A 22425-nucleotide genomic window follows, 5' to 3' on the forward strand; every position below is an offset into this window, starting at 1 on the left:
GACGATGAAGGGGACGGGTGCCGTGATCAGGGCGTTGGTCGCCGACGACCAGGCGGTCGTCCGCACCGGCTTCGTGAACCTCCTCAACACGCAGGAGGACATCGAGGTCGTGGGCGAGGCCGAGGACGGGGCACACGCGGTGCGTGTCGCCGCCGAGACCCGGCCCGATCTCGCGCTCCTCGATATCCGCATGCCGCACAAGAACGGCATCGAGGCGGCCCGCGAGATACTGGCCGGGTCCGGCGGCGCGACGAAGGTCCTCATGCTGACGACGTTCGGTCTCGACGAGTACGTGTACGACGCGCTCGCGGCGGGAGCGGGCGGCTTCCTGCTCAAGGACGCCACGTTCCCCGAACTGCTGCACGCGGTGCGGGTGGTGGCGGCCGGGAACTCGCTGCTCTCCCCCGAGATCACCAAGCGGGTGATCAGCGAGTTCGTGCACGCGCGTGCGTCGCGGCTACCGGTGCACTCCGTCGGAGAACTGACGGCCCGTGAGGCGGAAGTGCTCACACTGATCGCCCGGGGGCTGTCCAACGCGGAGATCGCGGCCCGGCTCACGATCACGGACCACACCGTGAAGACACATATCAACCGGCTCTTCGCCAAGCTGGAACTACGGGACCGGGCGCAGGCCGTGATCGTGGCCTATGAATGGGGGCTGGTGCGAGTGGGGAGCGGAATCGGCTGAGGGGCCCCTCAGGCCCGCCGGGCCGCCAGGCCGCCAGGCCGCCGCCATGATCGCGCGCCCCGCTTCCGTCACTTCGGCAGGTCGGCGGCCAGGAAGGGGGCCAAGAGCGCCAGCAGTGCGTCAGGGCGGTCCAGGGGGATGATGTGGCCGCAGTCCCGAAGGTGGTGTCCGGTCAAGTCGTCGGCGTGGGGGCGAAGTTGGCGTTCGAGGCCGATGCCGACGGGGTGGGAGCCGACAGTCATGGTGGGCATCGTCAGCCGGGCCGTCGCGACGGCGTCCTCCATCTGTCGCGCGCTCGTGGGGAGGGCCCGGTAGTAGGAGAAGGCGCAGCGCAGGGCTTCGCTCCCGGTGTACGCGTGGACGAAGGCCGCCCGGATGTCATCGGGCACTCCGCGCCCCAGCGTCCCCGAGTCGAGGAACCAGTCGATGTACGGCGCTTCGTTGCCGACCAGGACGGTCTCGGCGAGGCCGGGGACGGCATGGAAGCCGAACCACCACGGGGCGCCGCCCGCGACGACGTGCTCCGCTCCGGGCAGGTGGCCGAGCAGGGCCTCCATCACGACGAGGCGCCGGACGAGGTGGGGTCGGCGCAGCGCGAGCAGGACGGCGGGGGCGGTGCCCGCGTCGATGCCGACCACCGCCGCCGAGGGCTCACCGAGTGCGTCGAGCAGCCCTTCGGCGTCGGCGGCCAGGGTGCCCGCGTCGTAGCCCTCGTCGGCTCGCGCACTGGCGCCGAAACCACGCAGGTCAGGGGCGATGACCCGGTACTGCCCGGCCAGCCGGTCCAAGATGGCGCTCCACAGTTGCCAGGTGTGCGGGAAGCCGTGCAGCAGCAGGACCGCGGGCCCGTCCCCCGCGATCGCGACGTTGAGCCGGACCCCGTTCGTGGTGATGCGGTGCAGGCGGTGTGCGGTGGTGGCGATCAAGACGTCTCCTTCGCGGACCAGCGGACCGGACGGCATCCCTTGGTGGTTACCATTGGTGACCACCAAACGATAGGTAACTTGCTGCCCGCCGCCTAGACGGCACTTTCAGGGAAGGTGGTGAGCCACAGGTGACCACTGGAGGAGCCGAGGCCGCCGGTCGCGGGGCCCGCGGCGATCTGTTCGATCCCCAGTGTCCGACGCGGCGGTTGCTGGATCGCATTGGCACGAAGTGGACGTCCATGGCCGTCAAGACGCTCGCGGACGCCGCACCGGACGACGTGCGCTTCGCGGAGCTGCGGCGCCGGATGCCGGGCGTCTCGCAGAAGATGTTGTCGGTGACGCTGCGAAGCCTGACGCGCGACGGGCTGGTGTCACGCCGGGTCGAACCGGCCGTGCCGCCGCGCGTCTTCTACCGGCTCACCGAACTCGGCCTGTCCCTGGAGGGCGCGCTCGCGGGGCTGCGCACCTGGGCGGAGGAGCACATGGCCGAGATCGACCGCGCCAACGAAGCCGCCGATCGAGGGGCCGAAGAGGGGTAGGTCCGGGCGGCCGGCCGATGGGCACGAGGGTGTCCTGCCGGACGCCGGGCTGCTGGCTGCTGGCTGCTGAGTGGTGAGTGGTGAGTGGTGGCTGCTGAGTGTGGTGGTATGCCGCTGTCGCGGTCTCGATGAACGAGCGGAACAAGGGGTTGGTGTCACCCTCGTTCCGCACCGCCACCACGCGGCGTAGGCCTGCAAGAGCGGGTCGGTGCCCTGCGGGAACTGGAACCAGCGGCGGTCGTCCAAGTCGCCAGCCGCAGATGGTCGCAGTCGGCCAGCCGATCGTCGGCGCGCCCCGCTCACCGCTCACACGTTTTCGGATCCGAGTCCTCCCGCACCGTCCGCTCCGTGTCCGTGTCCGTGTCCGTGTCCGTGTCCGTGTCCGTGTCCGTGACCACCGTGTCCATCGTCGCGGGTGTCCCGCGCAGCACCCCGGTCACCACCGCCGCTCCCGCCAGCACACAGGGGCCAGGGAGAGAGAAGACCGGCCAGGTCGGAGGTGGCGAGGGGGGCGCCGGCCATGATCGGGACGTGTATACGCGCGCGGAACTTCGCGGTGCGGGGCACCAGATGAGTCGTACGGGCACGGGAGGTGGGACGGAGTTCGCGGGCGCTGGCCGTGGCGGTGCGGTAGCTGACCTCCTGGGGGGCCGGTCAGGCCATGGACCGTGGTGCCGTCGCGGTCGGCGACGCATGCCACCGGCTGCGCCCCTTCGATCAGTTTGTGGCGGCGGGCGAAGATCAGCCAGCCTTCGGCGCCCCGCAACACCGCACCGGCTCGGGCGAGTTCGGTTCTGTCGGTGCGGAGCGGGATCGCGTCGGCGGCGGTGTCGAGGAGGGTGAGGCGGTATTCCTGCGAGACAGAGACCGTGCCTGGGCGGTCGCCGCGCACGTTGTAGCGCAGGAGCGTGAGGTGGTCGACGCGCGCCCGGACCGCGTGCACCTCGCCCGCCGCCGCGTCCTCGATGACCACCTTAGGGCCCCGTGCTCACCTCACCTCGCTGACCGTCATGGAGGAGACCGCTGCCGGCCTTTGGGCCATCGTGCTCCACCTCATCCACTTCGGGCTGATCGTCGCGGTCAGCGCCGCGGCGGCACACGCCACCGACAGCGCGGACGGCTTCTACGCCGCGGTGGCGTACTGCAACCTGATCGGAGTGTCCGTGCCGCTTGTCGCGCTACGGCACATACGGAAAATGTGGGGCAAGGCCAGCGGCCGGACAGCTACCCGGACGGGCTGAGCGACACGCACATCAGGACCATGCGCCAACAGAAGCGTCGTCCGCGCAACTGACGGGCACGCCTCACACGGCCAGAATTCCGCCATCCACCGCGACATGACTTCCAGTGGCGAAGGAGGAACGGTCACTCAGCAACCACAGCGCGGCCTCCGCTATCTCCTGCGGCTCGGCCATCCGCTTCTGGACCTGCCGCGCGACGAACGCCTCTTCCAGCTCCGGATGCCCCTCGACCACCGAACTGATCATCTCCGTACGCGTAGTCCCTACTACCAGGGAGTTCACGCGGATGCCCTGCGCCCCGTACTCCGCGGCGGCCGCCTTCGTCAGCCCGAGCACGGCGTGCTTGGCCGCCACATAAGGGGCCGGCGCCCCGGTGGCGATCAGTCCGGCCGAACTCGCCGTGTTGACGATCGCGCCCCGGCCGGCGGCCAGCATGACGGGGATCTGGTGACGCAGGCAGTTCCAGGTCCCCCGCACATTGACGTCCATGATCCGGTCGAAAGCCTCCTGGGGCTGCTCGTGCAGCGGACCGAAGACAGTCCCGGGATAACCAGCGTTGTTGAAGGCTCCGTCGAGACCGCCGAAACCCTCCACGGCCGTGGCGACGGCTCGTTCGACGTCCTCCGGCCGCGCCACGTCCCCGGCGCTCGCCGCAGCCCGCCCGCCGGACTTCCTTATCTCTTCCACGAGTTGGGCGAGGCGGTCCTCACGACGGGCCATGAGGACGACGGCCGCGCCCTCAGCCGCGAACAGACGCGCCGCGGCCTCCCCGATTCCGCTGGACGCCCCTGTGATCATCACGGTCCGGCCGGTCAACTGCCCGGCACCGCGACCCGGTTGTATGTCATCAGTCATGGGTCCGAGTAAAACATCCGAAGGCCTGACGCCGACCGTATCGGTGCCACTCGCCCCGCGCAGTGTGCACCCTCGGCGCCCGGCGCAACCTCGCGCCTCGGCCCCTACGCCCGATGCACCACATCCCGGCGAGGGGGCGTCGCGTGACCGCGGTGTAGATGCCGACCAGTTGAGCACCCGCGTCATCCTCGGTCTGCGCGACGGGGACACCGCCACGGCAGTGGAGCAGGCGCGCGCGGTGGCGGCGGTGCTGGTGCCGCGCGAACCGCGTCCTTGAGCAGGTGATGGCGGTGCCCGGCGGCCGATTCGACCCGCTCGAAGCGGAGGAGACGGTGCCGTCGGCCGCGTCGGTGAGCACGCGTGCTGGGCGCGGACACCTTCCTCCTGCCCGGGATCCTTTCGGCACTACAGCCGCGGTTTCGTGCTCCGCCGTCGTTATGCGCTCTGCCGCCGCTATGTGCTCTGTCGCACTGTTACGCGCTCTGCCGCCGCTATGTGCTCCGTCGCACTGTTACGCGCTCTGCCGCTGCTGCGGTGAGCGTGCCGCCGCCCGCAGCGCACGTACGGCGGGCAGGTCGCGGTTGGCCGGGAGCCAGGCGAGGTAGGAGACCGAGTCGCCGAGATCGGGGACATCGACGTAGACGAGCCCCGGTCGTGGGTAGAGGCGGCGTGCCGAGGCCGGGAGGAAGGTGATGGCGCGCTGTTGCAGGACCGCCAGGACCATGGCCTCGGTGTCCCGGACCACGGGTCCGAAGCGCACCGGGGTGCCGTCGGGCCGGGGATTGACGGTGAGGTGGTCCCACCACGCGCGGGGCACTTCTCGCGGCATGTCGACGACTACGCGGTCCGCGAGTCGCGCGAGCGTCAGGGTCTGCTCGCCGGCCAGGGGGTCGTCGGCCGCGAGGCACACCACGCGGGATTCCGTGGCCAGTTGGTGGCTCTGGAATCCTGCGGGCAGGGGGCCGCGCAGGAAGGCCGCGTCGACCTCGCCGTTGGCCAGCGAGTCGAATTGCTGGATGAAGCCGACGGTCCGCACGTCGACCTCCAGATGGGGATGGTGGTCCCGCAGTCGGGCGAGCACGGCGGCGGCGTGCGGCATGGCGGCCTCCGCGCCGAGCGATCCGACCCGCACCCGTCCGGTGATCGCCCCGGCGTGCGCGTCGGCGACCTGGAGCAGCCGCTCCATCCTCTGGACGACCGCTCTGGACTGTTCGGCCACGGCGCTCCCCGCGGGCGTCAGCCGTACGCCGCCTCCCCGGCGCTCGATCAAGGCGACCCCGAGGCGCTCCTCCAGTGCACGGATCTGCTGGCTGAGCGCGGGCTGCGAGATGAACACGCGGGCGGCGGCCCGTCCGAAATGCAGTTCCTCGGCCACGATCAGCAACAGGCGCAGTTGGTGCACGCTCGGCTCGCGTCGGCTTCGCCGGCGCCCGTCCCCCGGAACCATAGAGTCGAGGTTATCGGACCATCGTCTTCTCCTCCCGTCGTCCGTCTGGCGCCGTCGTCCTGTTCCGGGCCAGCATGGAGGGGCGAGATCAACGCTGTTCCGCGGTCTGACCCACCGCGAAGGTCCAGGGGGAAAGTTCCATGCGCCGTGCCCACGTGCCCGCTGCGGCGGAGACGTTGCCTCGCGATGCGGCACCGGCGTGAGCCCGGATCGGTCCGCTGCACGCGATGGCCTGCGCCGGGCGGGGTGCCCTCGGCGCCCAGAGGCTCGCGGCGCCGCCGTCGGCAGAGGGCCACACGCTTGACGTCACCGTCGAGCCGGTGGTCGCCCCCACGTCGCCGATCGCGAGAGAGGTATCCGTGCTCCGCCTGCACTTCACCGCCGACGATCTGAAGAGGATCCGGCTTCTGCCCGACCCTGACCCGACGTGGGAGATCATCTGCAGCATCTGCCGCCTGAAGACCGACGAGGGGCCGACGGCGTTCGGTGCCTGGCGCGACGCGACGCGTCATCGGCTGCACGGCGACCAGCGACTCCGCGCGGCATTGCTGCCCCTGCGCGGATTGATCCCGAGCTCCGGCTATATCCCTGACTTCCTGACACCGACCGTAGGCGACGAACTCCCGGCCGCGCTCGACACGATCCGCGGCACGCCACGACGGGACATCGCGAGCCAGTTGGTGCGGCTGGACACGGTGCGGCGCAGGACCGGCCGACCCGGTACGGCGCCCCGCCCGGACGACCTCGATACCGCTGCTGTGGCCGGGGCCCTCGAAACGTATTTCGAGACCGCCTTACGACCGCACTGGCCGCGCATGCGTGCGCTGGTGCGAGCCGATGTCGACGTCCGCACGCGGGCGTTGCTCGACGGTGGTGTGCAGGCATTCTTCGCTCGTCTGGCCCCTCTCGCCCGGTGGCGGGACCCGGTACTGGAGGTGGACTACCCGGTCGACCGCGACGTGTCCTTGAACGGCCGCGGACTTCTCCTCGTGCCGTCCTTCTTCTGCTGGCGGCGCCCGACAGCCCTCGCCGACCCGGCGCTGCCGCCCGTCCTGGTGTATCCGGTGGCCAAACGCCCCTGGGACCTGGCCCAGACGTGGGGGGCGGGGGCGGCGCGTCTGCTGGGACGCACGCGTGCCGCCATCCTGTCCACGGTCGCCCGCCGCGACGGCCGCACGTCGTCGGACGTCGCCCACGCCGTGGGGGTCGCGCAATCCAGCATCTCCTACCAGATCGCGGTACTGCGCGAGAGCGGTCTGGTCGCCAGCCACCGCACGGGGAAGTACGTCGTGCACACCGCTACGCCGCTCGGTCTGCGGATCCTGGACGCGGGGTGACCCGCCCCGCGACCCGAAGCGGTAGAAGAAGTCAAGCAATTCGAGGGTGCTCGAATTGATCGCCGGAGAGAACCGCCGCCGTGAACACTCACGTGGAAAGGTCCAGGCGCGCGACCAGTGGCTCCACGCGACGACGGAGTCACCCCCGCTGGAGCGACGCCGGAACCTTCGACACGACCACTCCGACGACCTCGACGACTCCGACGACTCCGACGACTCCGACGACTCCGACGACTGGAACGGGGTGCCCCGGGTGAACGCCTGCCAAATCCTCATCGAGTCCCGGAACACACCATCACTGGAGGTACCTGTGCGGCGAGGAATGAAATCGATGCTGGCTGCCGCGACCGCGATCGCCGCCGTCGGCCTGGGCACCGCGGCGGCCCCCGCTGACGCCGCCCCCGCGGCGATGTCCTGTGCCTACGGGCACTTCTGCGGCCAGGACGGCGCCGGCCATCGCTTCGACGTGTGGAAGTGCGGCCCCAAGGTGCCCATCACGCTCTCGGGATACGGGGAGTTCTACAACCACCAGACGCCCGGCACGAAGGCGTACTGGTACGACGCCGCCGGATACGTCGTCGGCATGGCCAACTCGGGCGTCACGGGGTACGAGGACTGGACCCACGTCTGGTTCGTGAAGGCCTGCTGACGGGTTTGTGCGCGCCTGCTACCTGAACAGGGGCCGCGACAGCGGAACTGTCAGCCCGGCACCGGCAAGTCCCCATGAAGGCCACATCTCTCGTGGCAGCTCCCCGGTCCCACTCACACTCCGCGCGGGACGGCACCGACCAGCCACCCGCGGACGACCACCGAGACACCCGCCCACTTCACCGCACACCTCAGCAGGGGGAACACCATGAAGCTGTCCCGTCGAGCCACCACCGCCACCGCACTGACGACCCTGGCCCTCGCCGGCACGCTCGCCGCGACCGCCCCGGCCTCCGCGGCCACCACCAAGGGCACCGCCAAGTCGGCAGCCGCGGCCACGTACAACGGAGTCTGCGGCACCGGCTACACCGTCATCGACTCCACGCCCGTCGGCAACGCGGGCACAGTCTTCCTCACCTGGAACGAGGACACCGGCAAGAACTGCGCCGTGACCATCCGCACCACCGCGGGAAACAGGATCAACATGAGTGTGACCCTGGACGCCCTTGGCAACTCCGACGAGCCCGCCGTGGACTCCGGCACCTACACCCGCTACGCCGGCCCGGTCTATGCCGACGGCCGCGAATCCTGCGTCGCCTGGGGCGGCACCATCGGCAACGCCTCAGCCAGCGACTCAGGCCACTGCAGCTAAAGGGCCGTCCGCCGCCTTCGGCACCCGTCCTCTGGGACCCTGTCACTCGTGCTCGGCGCGAGGTCCGGCCATCGGTCGCAGCATGCGCTGAACGAACGCGCTGGGAGACGGAGTTGAGGTTGTCTTGGAGCGGCTGATCGCGGGTGCCGTGGTGGCGATCGAGGGCAAGGTGCTGCTGGTTCGCCGCCGAGTTCCGGAAGGCGAGCTGATCTGGCAGTTCCCGGCGGGCAAGGTCGAGCCGGGTGAGTCACCGCTCGGGTCCGCGGCGCGGGAGGCGCGGGAGGAGGCGGGCGTCATCGTGGAGCCGCTCTCGGTGATCGGCGAACGGGTGCATCCGGTGACGAGCCGGCGCGTCGTGTACGTGGCGTGCCTATGGTTGTCGGGTGAGGCGCGGGCGGCGTCGCCACGGGAAGTGGCTGAGGCGGCGTGGGTTCCTTTCGACGACCTCCCCCTGTGGATTTCGGGCGGTGTGTACGGTCCGGTGTGGGACTACCTGACCGGGCCGGCGCTTCCTTGAGCCCCCCTCGGTCGTGCTCCACCAGCGCGGGGCCCGGCGAACCGGCGGTCGAGTTCGTGTCGTTCTATCTGATGCTGGCTCTCGCACGGTGTGCCGGCGCGTGGATGCGGTCCGCCCGGGCGGCGGAGGACGAACGCCGCAGCCGCGTCGCCGGGGACGCCGCCCCTATCCGGCGCGCTCTGGACGGTCCGGGGCCGCTCCCCCCGGAGCTGCACATATTGCGTCTCATCGCGGACGGGCTGTCCGACGGCGAGATCGCCGCGACGCTCGTCAGCAGCCCCCGAGACGGCCCTCGGCGGCGCCCGGCGGCGATCGTCCAGTCGCCGGGCCGACTCGATCCCGAGCGACACTTAGCGGTTTCTAGCGAGCGGTTCCAAGCGATACGAGAAAAGGTGCGGGCTGCTGTCGATTCGGCCGGGCCCCGATCGACGTCATGGTGTGCGGCACCGCGCCCCACGATGACGCGACACGACCTGACGAGGAAACACGTGGATCAACTGCTGAGAGTCATGAACTTCACCGTCTCGAGCGACGGGATCGGCGCCGGTGAGGAGCAGAGCCTCAAGAGCCCCTTCGGCCACGCCGTCGACCCGGCAAGGCTGTTCGCCTGGGCGGGTGCCACGGCGAGCTGGCCCATGCGCACGGATCCCAAAGGGAGCCGAGGCCTCGACGACTACTTCACGCGGGACTTCGCACGCAACATCGGCGCCGAGATCATGGGCCGCAACAAGTTCGGGCCCCAGCGCGGCCCCTGGCAGAACCACGAGTGGCGCGGCTGGTGGGGAGAGGAACCCCCCTTCCACACACCGGTGTATGTCCTGACTCACCACACACGTCCGTCGTTCACGCTCTCCGACACCACGTTCCACTTCGTCGGCGGCGACCCGGCCACGGTCCTCGAACAGGCGCGGGACGCGGCGCAGGGCAAGGACGTCCGACTCGGCGGTGGCGTCAGCACCATTCGGCAGTTCCTTGATGCCGACCTCGTCGACACCATGCATGTGGCGGTCTCGCCGGTGACATTGGGATCCGGCCTACGCCTGTGGGAGTCCCCGGACGAGTTGCTCGACCGGTTCCACCTGGAGGTCGTGCCCAGCCCGAGCGGCGTGACGCACCACGTGTTCTGGCGACGGTGACACGACGGGTCACTGTCGGTCGCGGGCGTCGTAGCTCTTGATCGCGGTCACCCCGCGGAGATCGGCCGGGCGTGTCCCTGGCCGATCTCTGGCGGAAGGGTCACCAGTAGGCGCGATCGTCCCAGGACCGGAAGCCCGCGAACTCCACCGGGTCGTCCTCCTCGTCCAGGGCGGCGAGCCCCTGCGCAACCAGCGTGCCGCGCTGCCAGTCGAGGAGAGTGTCGATCAGGCCGCCCTTGAGCGGCGGTCCCTGGTCCGCGTGGCGGGGCCAGACGATCAACGGCCATCGGTCGGGATCCCCACCCTCGGTGAGCCAGCCGAGGTAGTCGCCGTCTATGGAGTTGGCGAAGGGGAGAAAGCCGCCGGGTTCGGGCCAGACGGCCAGGGGGAACCACTCCTCGTTGCCGTCCCTCAACTGCCGGTAGGCGTCCGCCGTGTCCTCGACATGCGTCAGGAAACGCTGCTCACCAGTGCGGAGCGGCGTATGGAAACGCAGCCACTCGCTCCAGATACCGCTGCCGTACTCGTCCATCAGCCGCACGTAATCCCCGGGCAGCCGTGTGCCCAGCTCGGCGAACAACTCCTCCCAGGAGCCGTCGCCCAGGTACGGCCGCTCGGGTGGCGGCGACAGCAGCCGCAACCCGTCCATCCCGGTGTCGCCCTCCAACGCGATGCGGCGCTCGGCCTCGGTGAGCCGAGGCGGGACCGGCGCCGGCGGGGTCCACACCTCGGCGTCGGGAAGGAAGGCTGTACGCGCGACAGTCCCCGGCAGCGGACCCAGCAGCGGGCCCGGAGGAGAAGGGAGCTCCCAGGTGTCACGGACGGTGTGCCGCAGGTAATCGGTCAGCGTCAGGTCGTACCGATGCCACCGGAGCAGGCCACTGCCCGGCACCGCCCCCGAGTGCTGCACCACGACGGTCCAGTTGTCGGGGTCGGCGGAGGCCGAAGTGTCCCAGAACAGTACGTCGCTGCCCCGCGTGCACCCCCACGCCACCAGGCCGCCGCTCTCGGGGTGGAACACGGGCCGCTCGGCGTCGGGCAGGTGCCGCGCCTCGATCCGTGCCTCTCGGTGCGTCGCTCGAAGCCACTCGCCGTAGTCGAAGCGGTCCCGCTGGACGCACGGCACATGGATCCACAGGTATGCACCGAAGTCCAGAGGCCCGTACCGGTCGGCGAGCCGTTTGTAGTCAGTCGGCAGACGCAGTCCGAGCCAGTCCTCGACGGCCGCCCAGTCGATGGGGACAGGGGAGGGCGGGCGCTCGGCGGAAGGGGTGGTAAACGTGGCTATGTCCGATGTCAACTGACTTCCTCCCGGCGTGCGTCATGTTCTCGGCGGATTCTTCCGCCTCCGCGGGCCGGGCGGAAATCGAGCACCAGCGGGTGTGCCGCACGGGTCGGATCGGCGCGCTCTCCGCAGGCCCTCACCGGTGACGTCGTACACGCGGGCCTGGGCGGGCGCGCGGTCGGGAATTGCCTGTCCTCTCCTCGCCGCGTCCGTGGTGTGTCCGTCACTGAGCCTCCGCCAACTTGAAGAAGCAGGTCAAAGGGCTGGTGTGACTGGCCCCTGGGGTACTCGTGCTGGCCGTGGGCGGGAGTCCACGGAGAAGATCACCCGTCAGCGACTGATTTCGAGGTTCGCCAGGACGAGCAAGGCGCGGAGAAGGTGGGTGGCGCGGGCGGGATCGGTGCGGAGCTTGGTGATGACCCGCCAGTTCTTGAGGTGGGCGCAGCCGTGCTCGACCGGTGCACGTCCGACGGCGAGGACGCGGTTGGCTCCCTTCTGGCCGGGGGTGAGCTTGTGGGTACGGGTGGCGGTGTAGCCGGTGACGATCACGGGGTCGAGGATGTCGTTGTCCAGGCCGCGGAAGCCGAGGTCGGCCAACGCTCCGAGGCCGGCGGCACGCAAATGGGCCAGGATGCGGTCGTGCCGGGCGGCGGTGTTGTCATGGGTACGGCCGGGCCGAGCGGCGGATATCCGGATCAGGCGGCCGGTCTCGTCGGGGCGAGGAAGTGCAGGCCGTGGCCGCGGTGCTTGCCGGAATAGTTCCGCCGGTCAGCCTCACCGGTACGGCGCTGGATGCGGATGAGGGTGCCGTCGATCAGGACCACCTCCCCGCCCTGCTTCGTGACCTTCTTCAGGGCGCGGTCCAGGCGCGGGGCCCGGGCGGCGAGCAGTCCGATCAGCTCGTCGCGCCAGCGGCGGACGGTCGACTCGGACACGCCGTTTCCGCCGGCCATGTCGGCCAGGCGCTGGTCGTGGCGCAGTACGGCCAGGACGATCACCGCGATCTTCCCCGGCGGCAGGATCCGCCACCTGGACCGAATCGCCTTCAAATGACGCCGCAGCAGCTCGGCGACGGCGAGTACACAGGGCGGAGCGCCGACAGGACTCCGTCCGATGACCTACTCCCCAGACTCCCGCCCACGACCAGCGCGAGCACCCCGAGGACCGGTCACACCAGCCCTTTGAACTGCTACTTCAAGTTGGCGAAGGCTCACTGCACCGCACCGTCCGGGATGCACACGTATCCCGGGCCCCATCCGTTGCGCTCCACGTGGCTGGGTTGCGTGGAGCGCAGACAGTGCAGCCATGCCTCTCGGTACGAGGGGTCCGTCAGGATCAATTCCCGCTCGTCCTCGTCGGTGAGTACGAGGCTGTCATGGGCTTCGTTCGACAGGACGACCGTGCCGGTACCCGGCCCGGGTTCGGCGGCCAGGGCCGGGGCGGACCACGCGACGGACCCCGCCAGGGCCAAGAGAACGGCGGCGGTGACGGCAGCAGTGGTGGGGGCGGTGCCGGTGGCAGTACGGATACGCATCTGGGAGTGCTCCCTGCTTCGACGACGACAGGACATCGCCTGTTCAACCTCCGAAGCCCCGGCTCGGTCACGCTGCCGGGTCAGTTCGTGTGGGCGCCCTCCAGTTCGCGCTTGAGGTTCTGGAGCGTCCTGTCGATGTTCCGGGTCTGGAAGTCGGCGAACGTCCGCCCCGAGGTGACGATCCGGTCGAAGACGTGCGCGACGAAGTCGGGCCAGCCGCGCCGGTCGTCGGTCCAGGTCTCCGTCACCCGGGTGCCACGCTCGGTCGGCTCGAAGCGGTACTCCCACGAGGCGATCGGACCGCGCAGCCGTGGTCGGCGGACGCCGATGGCGTGCACCCGGAAGGCGAAGCGGTTGTCCGGATCGGCCGCGGTGACGGTGCACCGGGTGACCCACCGGAACCGTCCCCGCTTGTTGCGCCCGACGAACGACGTGCCCACCACCGCTGGCCCTGCCGGACTCTCCTCGGTCGTGCCGCGGTTCTCCGGGCTCCAACGGCCCATGTCCTCGGGGTGGCTCACCGCCTGGTAAGCGACCTGGGGTGGCACCCCCACCTCGATGCTCCTGCTCACGGTGAATGCCCGGCTCACTGGAGGCCTCCTTCCGACCGACGGCTTGGTTACTGGAGAGTAGAGAGCATGGCATGAAGCCATAGCCGCAGGGCGGTCGGTGCCCGGCCACCCGCTGTCCGAGGGGCGGTCGGCCGGACGTCCGTCAGATCCGGTCCGCGATGCGCACGTAGTCGTAGTACAGCGGACCTCCGTCCTCGTCGACCGGGTGCTCGTAGCTGCTCTGATTGGCGAGGATCACCTTCAGGCCCGGCAGGGCGTCGAAGCCGAGGTCGTTCTCGCTGATCTCGTGGCCCCGCTCCGCGAGTTGCTCCAAGAGGTCCGCGCTCGGGGTGCGGAAGACATCAAGGCCGTCCAGCGACACGTGCACCTCGGCATCCTCGTCCCGGAACCGGAAGAGTTCCACGCCGCTCAGCGCGCCTCTGGTGAAGCCGAGGACAATACTCAGTCCCGAGGGGGCGTGCTTGAGCGTGATCTGACCAGGCTCCGGGTCATTGGAGGTGATCCGTGAGGCTCCCCATTCCTGTTCCGGGACCACATCGCGTATCTCCTGCACCGACATGCCCAGCCGCAGAGGCCCGACCCCAACCTCGGGCAGCAGTTCCAGTTCCAGTTCCATGTACCGTTCCTCGCTTTTCCTCAACGCCTTTGACGACGCGCCCCGGTTCTCCTGGGGGGGCATGTGCTCAAGCTGTTCCCCGAGGCTGCTGCACGGCGCGGGGTCGCCGAGTGCCGTGTCCTCGCCCATGTCCAGGGACGGATACCGGTGTCGACGCCCCCGGTGCGTGCTGTCGGCTCCTGCGAGAACGGCTGGCGGTACCTTGTGATGTCCCGGTTGCCGGGCGAGAACCTGGCGCGCGTCTGGAAGCAGATTCCACGCGCCCATCGTGCACGGCTTGTCACCGAGATCGGCGAGACCCTGGCGGTGATGCACACCGAGGTCACGCGGCAGCACTTCCTGGTGAACCCCGACGGATGGCGTCTGACCGGGCTCTCCGACTTCGAAGCGGCCATGATCGGTGACCCGGCGTACGACTTCGTGGCGGTCGGCCTGCTCGTCACCGTCGGCGCCCCGGACCTTCTGACGAAACCTGCCCTCACTCGCAGAGGCGTGGTTCGGTACGGCGTGAGGCGTGACGGGCTGCCGACCGAGTTCACGCGGCTGATCGGCGGGTGGCCGGCCGCGGTCCGCTCGTCGTTGGAGGTGCAGGGCGGAAGGTAGGCCCATTCGTCGGCCAGGGTGCGGTTGAAGATCCCCCGCGGCCTCAGGAGAAGCCACAGGCTCACTCGCTTCCGGCTTACTCGCTCCGTGACCACCACGGCCGGGAGGAGTTGAGCACATATGGATCAGACTCGATCGGCTCCCCCTTCGTCGCGTGAGTGGCAAGCCGTCCTTGACATGTTGCTCGCCACCGAAAGAACACTGGCGGGTTCCATCGACTCAGGAGTTCTGGAAGCCCACGACCAGCAGGCCATCGGCATGCCTTCCGGCATCCAGGGTTCTGTGCCGGGAGGGGTGCGGGTAGAGGGTGCCTTGCACGCCGTGACAGCGGCTCGGTGGCTCCTCCAGCAGGCGATCCGGGGCCAGGATCTTCCCGGTTCGACTTTGCTGCGGGCGCAGCAGAAGCTCGGGCTGGCAGGAGGATATGTGGCCACTGCCACCGCCATCGAATACTCGGCCCGCCACGCAGCCCAGGACAACACGCCAAGCACTCCCCCTGCGACGCGACTCGCTCCGGACGACGCTCCCCCACAGCACGCCTGCATCACGTGCAGAGAATGCGGCAAATGTTCCTGCCGCACACCGGCAGATCCGGGAGAATGCGAACTGTGCCGCCGAATCAGGCTCGTTCGGCTGCGAGCCGCAGAAGACATTGCTCGCTACAAGGAACAGGTCGTCAATGGTCACGTCTACGTGCTGACCACGAACCGGCTCCATCGGTGGGACTGCAAGAGTCTGCCCAGCGTGGAGAGTTGCCTGGCACAACTCGATTTTCACACCAGGCGCGCCTCCAGGAGCGAGAGCGGAAACGAGGCGGCGCGGCATCTCGACTGGACCCCTCTCCCAGCATTGCTGACCGCGCAAGAACTGCGGGCGAGCGGAACCCGTCGGCGTAGCTGCGGCATGTGCAACCCTGACCCGCTCTAGCCTGACGAGTGCGGGTCGACCTGGCCCCGAAAGGGTGTGGCGCCTTCCCACCGGCGCCGACCACGCACGTCAGAACCGACCGACACCCACCGCCCCCCGCGGGCTCCTTCACGCCCACGGACGCGAGGTTCCCCGGCGAGTACAGCAGGGCAGGCTACGGCTATGCGCGAGCACCACTTTCCTCTCCAAGGCCGCTTCTACCGACTGGTCGAGGCGGGGCGCAAGACGATCGAGGTGCGGGTCGCCACTCCGCGTACGACCGCCGTCCGTGCCGGGGACACCGTCGTCTTCCATGACCGTGACCAGGACAGCGAGCGGGAACTCGACGTCATCGTGCAACGGGTCACCCCCTACGCGACGTTCGAGGACCTGCTCCAGGCGGAAGATGCCGCCCGAATCGATCCGGACACTCCATACGACCACCTCCTGACCACCCTGCGGAACATCTATCCGACGACCGGGGAGTCACTCGGCGTCCTGGCATTCGCCTTCGATCACCGCCCCGCACGATCTGGCCGCTCCATGCCGCTGACGCCCACGCAGTACGCGCGCACCGTCCCGCACCACACGGTGTACGGCTGCCTCTACATCCGTGACCCCCACGACCGGCCGATCCAACTGCGCTCCGTCTACGGTGCGCGGTCCTGGCATTTCCCGGGCGGCAACCTGGATTCGGACGGGGAGGACCCGCTGACAACCGCCCGGCGTGAAGCCGTCGAGGAGACCGGTCTCCATCTCGGTCTGGAACAGCCGCCGGTCCTGCTGCTGACGCACTTCCTGCATGCCGGGCAGCAAAGGCCGCTGAACAAGGTGGGGCTCGTCTTCGATGGTGGGCGGCTGAGCGCGGACCAGCTCGAACGAATCCGTTTGGACCCGTGCGAGCACGACTTGTGGGCGGTGCACGGCCTGGACGGGTGGCGGGAGTTGATGGACCCGCGCACGTTCGCCCGCCTGGAGGCCGTCGAACGGGCCCGGCGCGGCGAGGGCCCCGCCTATCTGACCACGCACACCTGACGCGCTCCACGCCCACGCCCACCTTGGAGGCACATGTCCGCTGCGTTCGTCGAGGACCTCAACGACCGAGCCTGGACACTGTACGGCGAGCGGTAGTTGACCTGCGGTTGCACTCCGCCCGTGCCCGCCGCCATCTCCTGGGCGCCCTGGGAGGGAGTCGGGCCGGGCGTGAAGGCCCTGGGCCAGATCACCGGGCGTCGCGTGCTGGACGTCGGTTGCGGGTCAGGCCACCCCGCCGTCCACCTCGCCCGCGCTCATGGCGCCCGCGCCACCGGGATCGAACGGTCCCCCACCCGGCACCAACGCGCCACCACCACCCACGCGGGCGTGACGGACGTCGACCTCATCCACGGCGACGTCGCCGACCACCTGGCCGCCGCCGAGCCCTTCGATGCCGCGTACGCGATCGGCAGCCTCGCCTTCATCAACCCTCACCGCGCCCTGCCTGCCTGCCGTCCATACCGGCCTGCGTCCCGGCGCGCCACTGGTCTGCCCGCTTGCGCACCGACCTCAACGGCCACGGCCCCTCCCCCACACCGGCCCCGCCCGAGCAGAAGATCCTCCAGGGTGAGCGCCCAGCACTGGCCGTGCGGATGTGGGTGCTGACCGCGCAACGTCGGCGGGACCTGGTCACCCGGTACGGCTTTGACGCCGAGGCCATCGACCTGTTGCACCACCCCGAGGAGAACAGCCGGGTCGTCCAACAACTCATCCGAGCCCGCCGCCTGCCCGACGCGTCGCGGCCGGCGCCCACTCACTCCCGAGGAACCCCAGCGTTCGGCTCGTCGCCGCCGTCGTAGTCGGTGCCGTTCTCCCCTCCAGGCACGGACTTCTTCTCAGCCATCTCGGCTGACAACGCGGGTAGTTGGGCAGCATGAGGTGGCTTCGGTGGGTGGCTGTGGCACTGGTGATCGCGGCGGTGTGGGGCCTGTTGGTGTGGGCGGTGGCGCGATGGGTGTTCGGCGCGGGGGATCCGTCCGGGATCGCGTTCACGGCGGGCTGTGTGTTGCTGGGGACGCAGTTGGGCGAGCGGTTGTGGGGGCGCCGTCGGCGAGCGACACGGTAAAGGGCGCGCCCTGCTCGGTAGGGGCGGCCCCGGTGCCCAAACCGGCTTACGGGAAGGCCTTGGCGCGCGAGACGCCCCGGCATGGTCGGTATCGAGAGGGTGGCGCGGCGTGGGCGAGATCGGCGCCGGAATGGATGAAGCTGGTTTGTCCATCGTCTATCGCCTTTGCCATTTCCGAGGGCCCGGGCGGACTGCGGATCGGCCAGCATGCGGCGGACCACTGCACATTCTGAAGTGACCGAGGCGCATGCTGGCCTCCGCGGACCCGATATCGGCGTCACCACGGGCTACCGGGGCCTCTGGCCGCGAATCAGGACGGCTCAGGAGGCGGCGATCGTGTTCGGGGCGGTCAGAAGCGAGGCAGGGAGGTAGCCCGACTCGGTCCGCAGGTCCCAGCCGTGGACCTGGACGGCGAGAGCAGCGAGCGCGATGGCGCCCAAGGGCAACAGGCTTCGGGGCGCGGGGTCTTCACCGACATCTGAGCGGTGCTGGATGAGCCGTTCGGTCAGCGCGCGCTCGAAGGCCGGTTGATCGTCACGGAGCAGGATGCGCAGCAGCCGCTGGTCGGGGCTGGTGGCGTGGGCGGCGTCCAGGGCCAGGGCAGCGTCGAGGCGTTCGTCGATGGACGGCTTGCACAGCGTCACCTGCGGCCAGTCGCCCGGCAGATGTCCTCGGGCGGGGGCGAGGTACCCGCACAGGGCGTCCATGTGGGCGAGATCGGCCGGCGTCGAGACGGAGTCCCGTTTCGCGTGGGGCAGGTTCTCGTGCAGCATCGGCGCGTAGTCATCGCGGAGCAGCAGCCCGAACACACGCTCCCAATCCCATACCAGGCCGCTGGCGACGCAGACGTGGAAGGCTTCGGCCCACGTGCGGGCGGTGACCGTGTCCCTGGCGTCCCGCATCTCGTCGTATTCCATCTCCTCGCTGGTAAGGCGCGTCCGGGTGAGGGGGAAGGGGATCTCCCAGTCGCCGTCCGGGCAGCAGCCCATCTCCAGGACCCCGAAGAGGCATTCCGCCGCCGTGGTCAGCGCGAGTCGGGTGCGCTCGTCCGTCAGGGCGGGATCCTGCACGCTGCGGGCAGCGACATGGTCCAGCAGCTCATAGCCGACTTCGGCGAGCATCTCGCGCATCGGGTAGCTGCGGTGGTACACGTCCTCGAAGCGTTCTTGGACTCGCTCCTCCATGTCACCGTAGGACTGTTCCAGGCGCTTCCGGTTCACCGAGTGACGTGTCACGTCGTCATTCCCCATCGGGTCATGTTCTCAGCCGCCACTGACAGACTCAGCCGGAGGGTCCGTCCCCGCGGGTCCCGCCGCCATCCACGTCAACCGAATCAAGATCCTTACCGGATCAGATCCTCAAGCGCCAGATGTTCGTGCGCGCGGGCTCCGCCTTCCTGCGGAGACGAGCCCTGCTCGTGCCAGGAGGTGGTCTGTCTCCTCAAAGGCCGAGCAGCACAGGCCCGGTCGGGACACCAGCGGTGATCAACCCCCGCAACGGAGTCACAAGGTCGCGGGGGGAGAACAGGTCCGGACCGTCGTAGTCGGCGATTTCCTGCGGACGCCACCACTTCGACCCGGTGATGTTCTCCGCGGCGAGCTCATCGTCGGACAGGGCTCCGCGCGGGTCGAACCCCGTAGTGCGCACGAGAAAGTAGTCGTTGATGACACCGTCGTAGCCGACTGCGTGCCCAGGCGCCACCACTTCCTGGTGCCACACGTGCGGGGGATCTGTCCGCACAGCGAGGCCCACCTCTTCCCACAGTTCGCGACGCAGCGCGGCAAGTGGTGTCTCGCCCTGTTCGATTCCTCCGCCCGGAGCAGCCCACACCACCGTCCCCGCCGGTTCTGGAATCGCGAACCGACAGAGAAGGATGCGGTCGTCCTCGTCGAGGACGATCGCGCGTACCGAGTGCCGCAGGTTCACGGAGGACATCCGGACACGGTAACCGCGTGGCAAGGGTGCTGTGCTTGAACGAGTGTGCCGAGCCCGGTCTCGTCGGCCTCCGGGCCCGACGGGGATGAGACGGAGCCGCCCGCTGCAACTCCGAATCGAACACGAGCCCGGGTTGCCCCTGTCCCTGCCAGTGCGGGTGCGGGTGCAGTTGCATGTAACCGTCACAAAAGATCGGCGAGGCGATCCACCTGGTCCGGGTCGAGGCCGTAGCAGTAGAGCATGACCTCGTCGGCGCCGAGATCGGAGAAGGCGGCGATCGCGTTGCGGATCTCGGTCGGAGTGGTGAGCATTCCGGCCACCATCCGGTCGGCCATTCCGGTGAAGGTGTAGTACGCGTGCATGTTGGCCTGGGCGTCACGGACCAGGTCCGCAGAGCCCAGCGCGACGTTGACCTGCGCGACGATGCGGGGCTCGCCCGCGCGGTCGTACTCCCTCCAGAACCTGCGGGCCGTGTCGAACAGGCCGCCTGCCCAGGAGGGTGCCGCGGCAGCGAGGAAGCCATCGCCCCAGCGAGCGACCCGTTCGATCGCGGCGGGCTTGAAGCCACCGAAGAGCACTTCGGGGCCGCCGGGCCGGGCGGGCGCGGGTCCGATCGGGCCGATGTCCTCGGCGTACGGTCCTCCGGACCACAGGCGGCGCATCACTGCCATCTGTTCGTCGAGGCGGCGGCCCCGGGTGCGTTTGTCGGTGCCCGTTGCCTGGTGGTCGTCGTCGCGGCCACCGATGCCCAGGCCGAGGACCAGGCGGCCACCGGTCATCCGGTCCAAGGTGGCGGCCTGCTTGGCCAGGAGGGCGGTGTCGCGCAGCGGGGCGAGCAGCACCTCGGTCTGGACGCGGATACGGGAGGTGGCGCCCGCCAGCACGGCGAGAGCGACCAGGGGTTCGGGGTTGTCGTAGACGAGCCGGTCGAGCAGACCGAGCGTGCGGAAGGGGCCAGCGTCGGCGCGCTGAGCCCAGGCGAGCAAGAGGGCAGGGTCGCCGATGGGTAGGCCGATACCGACGTTCATGAGGGAGACCTCCGAAGGGAAGGGTCGACAAAGACTGCTGCCGCCCCTCCGGCACCTCACCTCCGTGAGGTGGAACGCTCCCGCTCTGCGGCGTGCTTCTGGGGAGCGTCTCGTCGAAGTGCTCTCACGTTAGAGGGAGTTAGCTGGGTGGGACAAGCTGTTTTTGGGGTCGTCTGTCGACCCGAGCGGTTACCGGCAGGGCGTCCGGAATCGCTTGGTGAAGTGAAGGGGCGGCGCGGGCGGCACCGCGCTTGTCTCAACCGGTGCGGCCAGAGGTGTGTTGTCAGACCCCGGTCCTAACATCCGCTCGTGGACCTCGAATCTCGCCTGCCCCATCGCATGGCACTGCCGCACGGCCGGATGATCACCTCGGAGGAGGGTGGCAGCGGTGTGCAGCCACTGTGGCTGAGTGATGCCCCCGCAACAGCCGAGTTGTGGCCACGGCTGCGGGCCCAACATGCTGCCTCCGGACTCTGGCCACTCCTGCTCGACGCGCTGAATCCGCATGATGAGGACTTCCGGCCCTGGGGCTGTGGAGAGCTGTGGCCTGAGCGCATGTCGTCACCGGCTGACCACAACGCCGAGGACCTCCTCGCCCGGTGGTGGCGGGACTACACCGTCATCGATGACGACCAACTCGACGCAGACGAACGCTCGGCTGTCACCGCTCCCTTCGGCCGGACCTGGCCCGGCCTCGCACCCGCGCCGCCGTCAGCACGGCATGCTGACGAGATCGCCGACGAGTACGCACACGTCTTCCTGACCGAGAATCCGCACGCACGACTCGGACTCGTCGAGGCTTCGCGAGGCGCCGATGTCCTCGCCACTGTCGGATGGCTGGGCGCTCTGAACTATGACAATGACAGCGCCACCTTCGCCGCCGTTCTCCGCGCTTGGGAAGACCGCTTCGGCGCACGCGTGGTCGGTATCGGGTTCAGCACCCTCCACCTCGGCGTCGCCGCGCCTCCAGCCGACATCGAAGACGCCCTGGCCATCGCCGCCGAACACTTCGCCTTCTGTCCGGACAACATCTGGCAGGGCTCGCACCCGGATCTGGTCACCTACGCCGAGGGGCTCATCGACGTCAACTGCTGGGAGTTCTGGTGGGACTGAACCAGCGGGACTGGCCGCGATCAAGTCGTCCTCCCGAGCCGACCTCACTTCGGGGCGCCGACGCGGCGGGAACGGATCGGCGCCCGCAGGAGTGTCAGGCAATTCCATGGGCCGGGCAGGGGGCGACCGGGGCAACCAGGGCCGCCGCCAAGCCAGTCACCGCAAGACCATCCCACTCCTCACACTCTCGGTGACCAGAGTCAGTCGAAGAGGGCAACGAGTCCATTCACCCAGATCGCGATGAACACAAGGGCCACCCCCAGACAGCCGACGCCCGCCAGCACACCGCCGACCGTCCACCGCTCGGAGGAGGCTGCCTCCGCTCCCGGTTCGTCCCGGTAGGAGGCGGGTTCAGTCCAGTCGACTGGGCGCCCCAACTCCTCGGCGCAGGCGGTCCGCACGACAGCCAGTTGCCTCTGCGCGAAGGTGGTGGCGGCGTTCGCCTCGGGGCCGTGCCAAGTAAGCGCCTTCATCCGCTGCCTGGCAGAGCTGTACCGCGCTTCGAAGGCGGCGGTCTCGTCGGCGTTCCGGTCCTGCTCGAGATACATCCAGCGTCCGGCCTCGGCGGCGTCGTCGTAGAGCCGGTACACCTCGCCCAGACGACGACGGAGCGTCAGGTCGTGCGGGAAGGACGAGATGAGGCCGCGCAGGCGCTGACGTGCGACGGGAACCCGGCCGGCGTCCAGGTCCGCATCGACTCGTGCAAGCGTCTCTCTCCTGGGCATGCATGCATGATCAAGTACCGC

Annotated in this window: 28 protein-coding genes and 3 pseudogenes; 14 read left to right on the forward strand and 17 right to left on the reverse strand. The window is 69.4% G+C overall.

Annotated elements, in window-relative coordinates; all coding sequences use genetic code 11:
- The first annotated feature begins 4 nt into the window (after window positions 1–4).
- Window positions 5–688: a response regulator gene (locus tag ACIRF8_RS32185; protein WP_404220600.1), complete on the forward strand. Its 684-nt coding sequence runs from the start codon at window positions 5–7 to the stop codon at window positions 686–688.
- A 68-nt stretch (window positions 689–756) separates the two neighbouring features.
- On the opposite strand, the gene ACIRF8_RS32190 is transcribed toward ACIRF8_RS32185, so the two are convergent.
- Window positions 757–1614 carry an alpha/beta fold hydrolase gene (locus ACIRF8_RS32190; protein WP_404220602.1) on the reverse strand — a complete coding sequence of 286 codons (858 nt, stop codon included), beginning with the start codon at window positions 1612–1614 and terminating at the stop codon, window positions 757–759.
- Between the two features lie 128 nt (window positions 1615–1742).
- Between ACIRF8_RS32190 and ACIRF8_RS32195 the strand changes: the two genes are divergently transcribed.
- Window positions 1743–2153, forward strand: a complete 411-nt coding sequence (locus ACIRF8_RS32195; RefSeq protein WP_404220604.1) for a winged helix-turn-helix transcriptional regulator — start codon at window positions 1743–1745, stop codon at window positions 2151–2153.
- Window positions 2154–2259: 106 nt separating this feature from the next.
- Here ACIRF8_RS32195 and ACIRF8_RS32200 read toward each other — a convergent pair.
- Together ACIRF8_RS32200 and ACIRF8_RS32205 are read right to left on the reverse strand one after the other, a co-directional pair.
- Window positions 2260–2446 (reverse strand): annotated as a pseudogene (locus ACIRF8_RS32200) (LysR family transcriptional regulator); the annotation flags it as partial.
- Between the two features lie 6 nt (window positions 2447–2452).
- The gene (locus ACIRF8_RS32205) at window positions 2453–2596 is read right to left on the reverse strand and encodes a hypothetical protein (RefSeq protein ID WP_404220606.1); all 144 of its coding nucleotides are present in this window, start codon (window positions 2594–2596) and stop codon (window positions 2453–2455) included.
- A 567-nt stretch (window positions 2597–3163) separates the two neighbouring features.
- Here ACIRF8_RS32205 and ACIRF8_RS32210 point away from each other — a divergent pair.
- Complete coding sequence (locus ACIRF8_RS32210) at window positions 3164–3394, forward strand: hypothetical protein (RefSeq protein ID WP_404220608.1); 231 nt, start codon at window positions 3164–3166, stop codon at window positions 3392–3394.
- 63 nt (window positions 3395–3457) lie between these two features.
- Here the strand turns inward: ACIRF8_RS32210 and ACIRF8_RS32215 are convergent, their stop codons facing one another.
- The gene (locus ACIRF8_RS32215) at window positions 3458–4249 is read right to left on the reverse strand and encodes an SDR family NAD(P)-dependent oxidoreductase (protein ID WP_404220610.1); all 792 of its coding nucleotides are present in this window, start codon (window positions 4247–4249) and stop codon (window positions 3458–3460) included.
- A gap of 511 nt (window positions 4250–4760) precedes the next feature.
- Window positions 4761–5651: a LysR family transcriptional regulator gene (locus ACIRF8_RS32220; protein ID WP_404220612.1), complete on the reverse strand. Its 891-nt coding sequence runs from the start codon at window positions 5649–5651 to the stop codon at window positions 4761–4763.
- A gap of 404 nt (window positions 5652–6055) precedes the next feature.
- On the opposite strand from ACIRF8_RS32220, the gene ACIRF8_RS32225 reads away from it, so the two are divergent.
- The 5 genes from ACIRF8_RS32225 (at window position 6056) to ACIRF8_RS32245 (ending at window position 9986) form a co-directional block, all read left to right on the forward strand.
- Window positions 6056–7033, forward strand: coding sequence for a helix-turn-helix domain-containing protein (locus ACIRF8_RS32225; RefSeq protein ID WP_404220614.1), 978 nt, complete (start codon window positions 6056–6058; stop codon window positions 7031–7033).
- A gap of 46 nt (window positions 7034–7079) precedes the next feature.
- A complete protein-coding gene (locus ACIRF8_RS32230) occupies window positions 7080–7682 on the forward strand; it encodes a hypothetical protein (RefSeq protein WP_404220617.1) in 603 nt (200 codons plus the stop codon).
- Window positions 7683–7889: 207 nt separating this feature from the next.
- Entirely contained in the window at window positions 7890–8333 is a 444-nt protein-coding gene (locus ACIRF8_RS32235; protein ID WP_404220619.1) for a spore-associated protein A, read from the forward strand.
- Window positions 8334–8457: 124 nt separating this feature from the next.
- Entirely contained in the window at window positions 8458–8850 is a 393-nt protein-coding gene (locus tag ACIRF8_RS32240; protein WP_404220622.1) for an NUDIX hydrolase, read from the forward strand.
- 488 nt (window positions 8851–9338) lie between these two features.
- The gene (locus tag ACIRF8_RS32245) at window positions 9339–9986 is read left to right on the forward strand and encodes a dihydrofolate reductase family protein (RefSeq protein ID WP_404220624.1); all 648 of its coding nucleotides are present in this window, start codon (window positions 9339–9341) and stop codon (window positions 9984–9986) included.
- A 100-nt stretch (window positions 9987–10086) separates the two neighbouring features.
- Here ACIRF8_RS32245 and ACIRF8_RS32250 read toward each other — a convergent pair whose 3' ends face one another.
- The 6 genes from ACIRF8_RS32250 to ACIRF8_RS32275 form a co-directional block, all read right to left on the reverse strand.
- Window positions 10087–11286 (reverse strand): SMI1/KNR4 family protein, encoded by a 1200-nt coding sequence (locus ACIRF8_RS32250; RefSeq protein ID WP_404220626.1) that lies wholly within the window; start codon window positions 11284–11286, stop codon window positions 10087–10089.
- Window positions 11287–11601: 315 nt separating this feature from the next.
- Window positions 11602–11970 carry a transposase family protein gene (locus ACIRF8_RS32255; protein ID WP_404220685.1) on the reverse strand — a complete coding sequence of 123 codons (369 nt, stop codon included), beginning with the start codon at window positions 11968–11970 and terminating at the stop codon, window positions 11602–11604.
- Window positions 11967–12269, reverse strand: coding sequence for a hypothetical protein (locus ACIRF8_RS32260; protein ID WP_404220628.1), 303 nt, complete (start codon window positions 12267–12269; stop codon window positions 11967–11969). The genes ACIRF8_RS32255 and ACIRF8_RS32260 overlap by 4 nt, the downstream gene beginning before the upstream one ends.
- A 212-nt stretch (window positions 12270–12481) precedes the next feature.
- Window positions 12482–12805, reverse strand: coding sequence for a hypothetical protein (locus tag ACIRF8_RS32265; protein ID WP_404220630.1), 324 nt, complete (start codon window positions 12803–12805; stop codon window positions 12482–12484).
- An 80-nt stretch (window positions 12806–12885) separates the two neighbouring features.
- Window positions 12886–13395: an SRPBCC family protein gene (locus ACIRF8_RS32270; RefSeq protein ID WP_404220632.1), complete on the reverse strand. Its 510-nt coding sequence runs from the start codon at window positions 13393–13395 to the stop codon at window positions 12886–12888.
- A gap of 124 nt (window positions 13396–13519) precedes the next feature.
- Window positions 13520–14122: a hypothetical protein gene (locus ACIRF8_RS32275; RefSeq protein ID WP_404220693.1), complete on the reverse strand. Its 603-nt coding sequence runs from the start codon at window positions 14120–14122 to the stop codon at window positions 13520–13522.
- On the opposite strand from ACIRF8_RS32275, the pseudogene ACIRF8_RS32280 reads away from it, so the two are divergent.
- A pseudogene (locus tag ACIRF8_RS32280) lies at window positions 14057–14413 on the forward strand (aminoglycoside phosphotransferase family protein); the annotation flags it as partial. The gene ACIRF8_RS32275 and the pseudogene ACIRF8_RS32280 sit on opposite strands and share 66 nt — an antisense overlap.
- Window positions 14414–14523: 110 nt before the next feature.
- Here the strand turns inward: ACIRF8_RS32280 and ACIRF8_RS32285 are convergent.
- Window positions 14524–14625: pseudogene (locus ACIRF8_RS32285) on the reverse strand (IS481 family transposase); the annotation flags it as partial.
- A gap of 190 nt (window positions 14626–14815) precedes the next feature.
- The gene (locus tag ACIRF8_RS32290) at window positions 14816–15283 is read right to left on the reverse strand and encodes a hypothetical protein (protein ID WP_404220634.1); all 468 of its coding nucleotides are present in this window, start codon (window positions 15281–15283) and stop codon (window positions 14816–14818) included.
- Window positions 15284–15685: 402 nt separating this feature from the next.
- Here ACIRF8_RS32290 and ACIRF8_RS32295 point away from each other — a divergent pair, with 402 nt between their 5' ends.
- The 4 genes from ACIRF8_RS32295 to ACIRF8_RS32310 all read left to right on the forward strand — a co-directional run bounded on the left by ACIRF8_RS32295 (window position 15686) and on the right by ACIRF8_RS32310 (window position 17603).
- Entirely contained in the window at window positions 15686–16537 is an 852-nt protein-coding gene (locus tag ACIRF8_RS32295; RefSeq protein ID WP_404220636.1) for an NUDIX domain-containing protein, read from the forward strand.
- A 201-nt stretch (window positions 16538–16738) separates the two neighbouring features.
- Window positions 16739–17143, forward strand: coding sequence for a class I SAM-dependent methyltransferase (locus ACIRF8_RS32300; protein WP_404220687.1), 405 nt, complete (start codon window positions 16739–16741; stop codon window positions 17141–17143).
- Window positions 17035–17337 carry a hypothetical protein gene (locus ACIRF8_RS32305; protein ID WP_404220695.1) on the forward strand — a complete coding sequence of 101 codons (303 nt, stop codon included), beginning with the start codon at window positions 17035–17037 and terminating at the stop codon, window positions 17335–17337. The genes ACIRF8_RS32300 and ACIRF8_RS32305 overlap by 109 nt, the downstream gene beginning before the upstream one ends.
- A 92-nt stretch (window positions 17338–17429) precedes the next feature.
- Window positions 17430–17603, forward strand: coding sequence for a hypothetical protein (locus tag ACIRF8_RS32310; RefSeq protein WP_404220638.1), 174 nt, complete (start codon window positions 17430–17432; stop codon window positions 17601–17603).
- 320 nt (window positions 17604–17923) lie between these two features.
- Here ACIRF8_RS32310 and ACIRF8_RS32315 read toward each other — a convergent pair whose 3' ends face one another.
- The 3 genes from ACIRF8_RS32315 to ACIRF8_RS32325 form a co-directional block, all read right to left on the reverse strand.
- The gene (locus tag ACIRF8_RS32315; RefSeq protein ID WP_404220640.1) at window positions 17924–18853 is read right to left on the reverse strand and encodes an Imm49 family immunity protein; all 930 of its coding nucleotides are present in this window, start codon (window positions 18851–18853) and stop codon (window positions 17924–17926) included.
- A gap of 190 nt (window positions 18854–19043) precedes the next feature.
- Window positions 19044–19538 (reverse strand): NUDIX hydrolase, encoded by a 495-nt coding sequence (locus ACIRF8_RS32320; protein ID WP_404220642.1) that lies wholly within the window; start codon window positions 19536–19538, stop codon window positions 19044–19046.
- Between the two features lie 182 nt (window positions 19539–19720).
- Complete coding sequence (locus tag ACIRF8_RS32325) at window positions 19721–20566, reverse strand: LLM class flavin-dependent oxidoreductase (protein ID WP_404220644.1); 846 nt, start codon at window positions 20564–20566, stop codon at window positions 19721–19723.
- A gap of 309 nt (window positions 20567–20875) precedes the next feature.
- On the opposite strand from ACIRF8_RS32325, the gene ACIRF8_RS32330 reads away from it, so the two are divergent.
- Window positions 20876–21679: a DUF4253 domain-containing protein gene (locus tag ACIRF8_RS32330; RefSeq protein ID WP_404220646.1), complete on the forward strand. Its 804-nt coding sequence runs from the start codon at window positions 20876–20878 to the stop codon at window positions 21677–21679.
- A gap of 200 nt (window positions 21680–21879) precedes the next feature.
- Here ACIRF8_RS32330 and ACIRF8_RS32335 read toward each other — a convergent pair whose 3' ends face one another.
- Window positions 21880–22404, reverse strand: coding sequence for a DUF6584 family protein (locus ACIRF8_RS32335; protein ID WP_404220648.1), 525 nt, complete (start codon window positions 22402–22404; stop codon window positions 21880–21882).
- Between the last annotated feature and the right edge of the window lie 21 nt (window positions 22405–22425).

Source organism: Streptomyces sp. NPDC102406, assembly GCF_044765725.1.
Classification (GTDB): domain Bacteria; phylum Actinomycetota; class Actinomycetes; order Streptomycetales; family Streptomycetaceae; genus Streptomyces.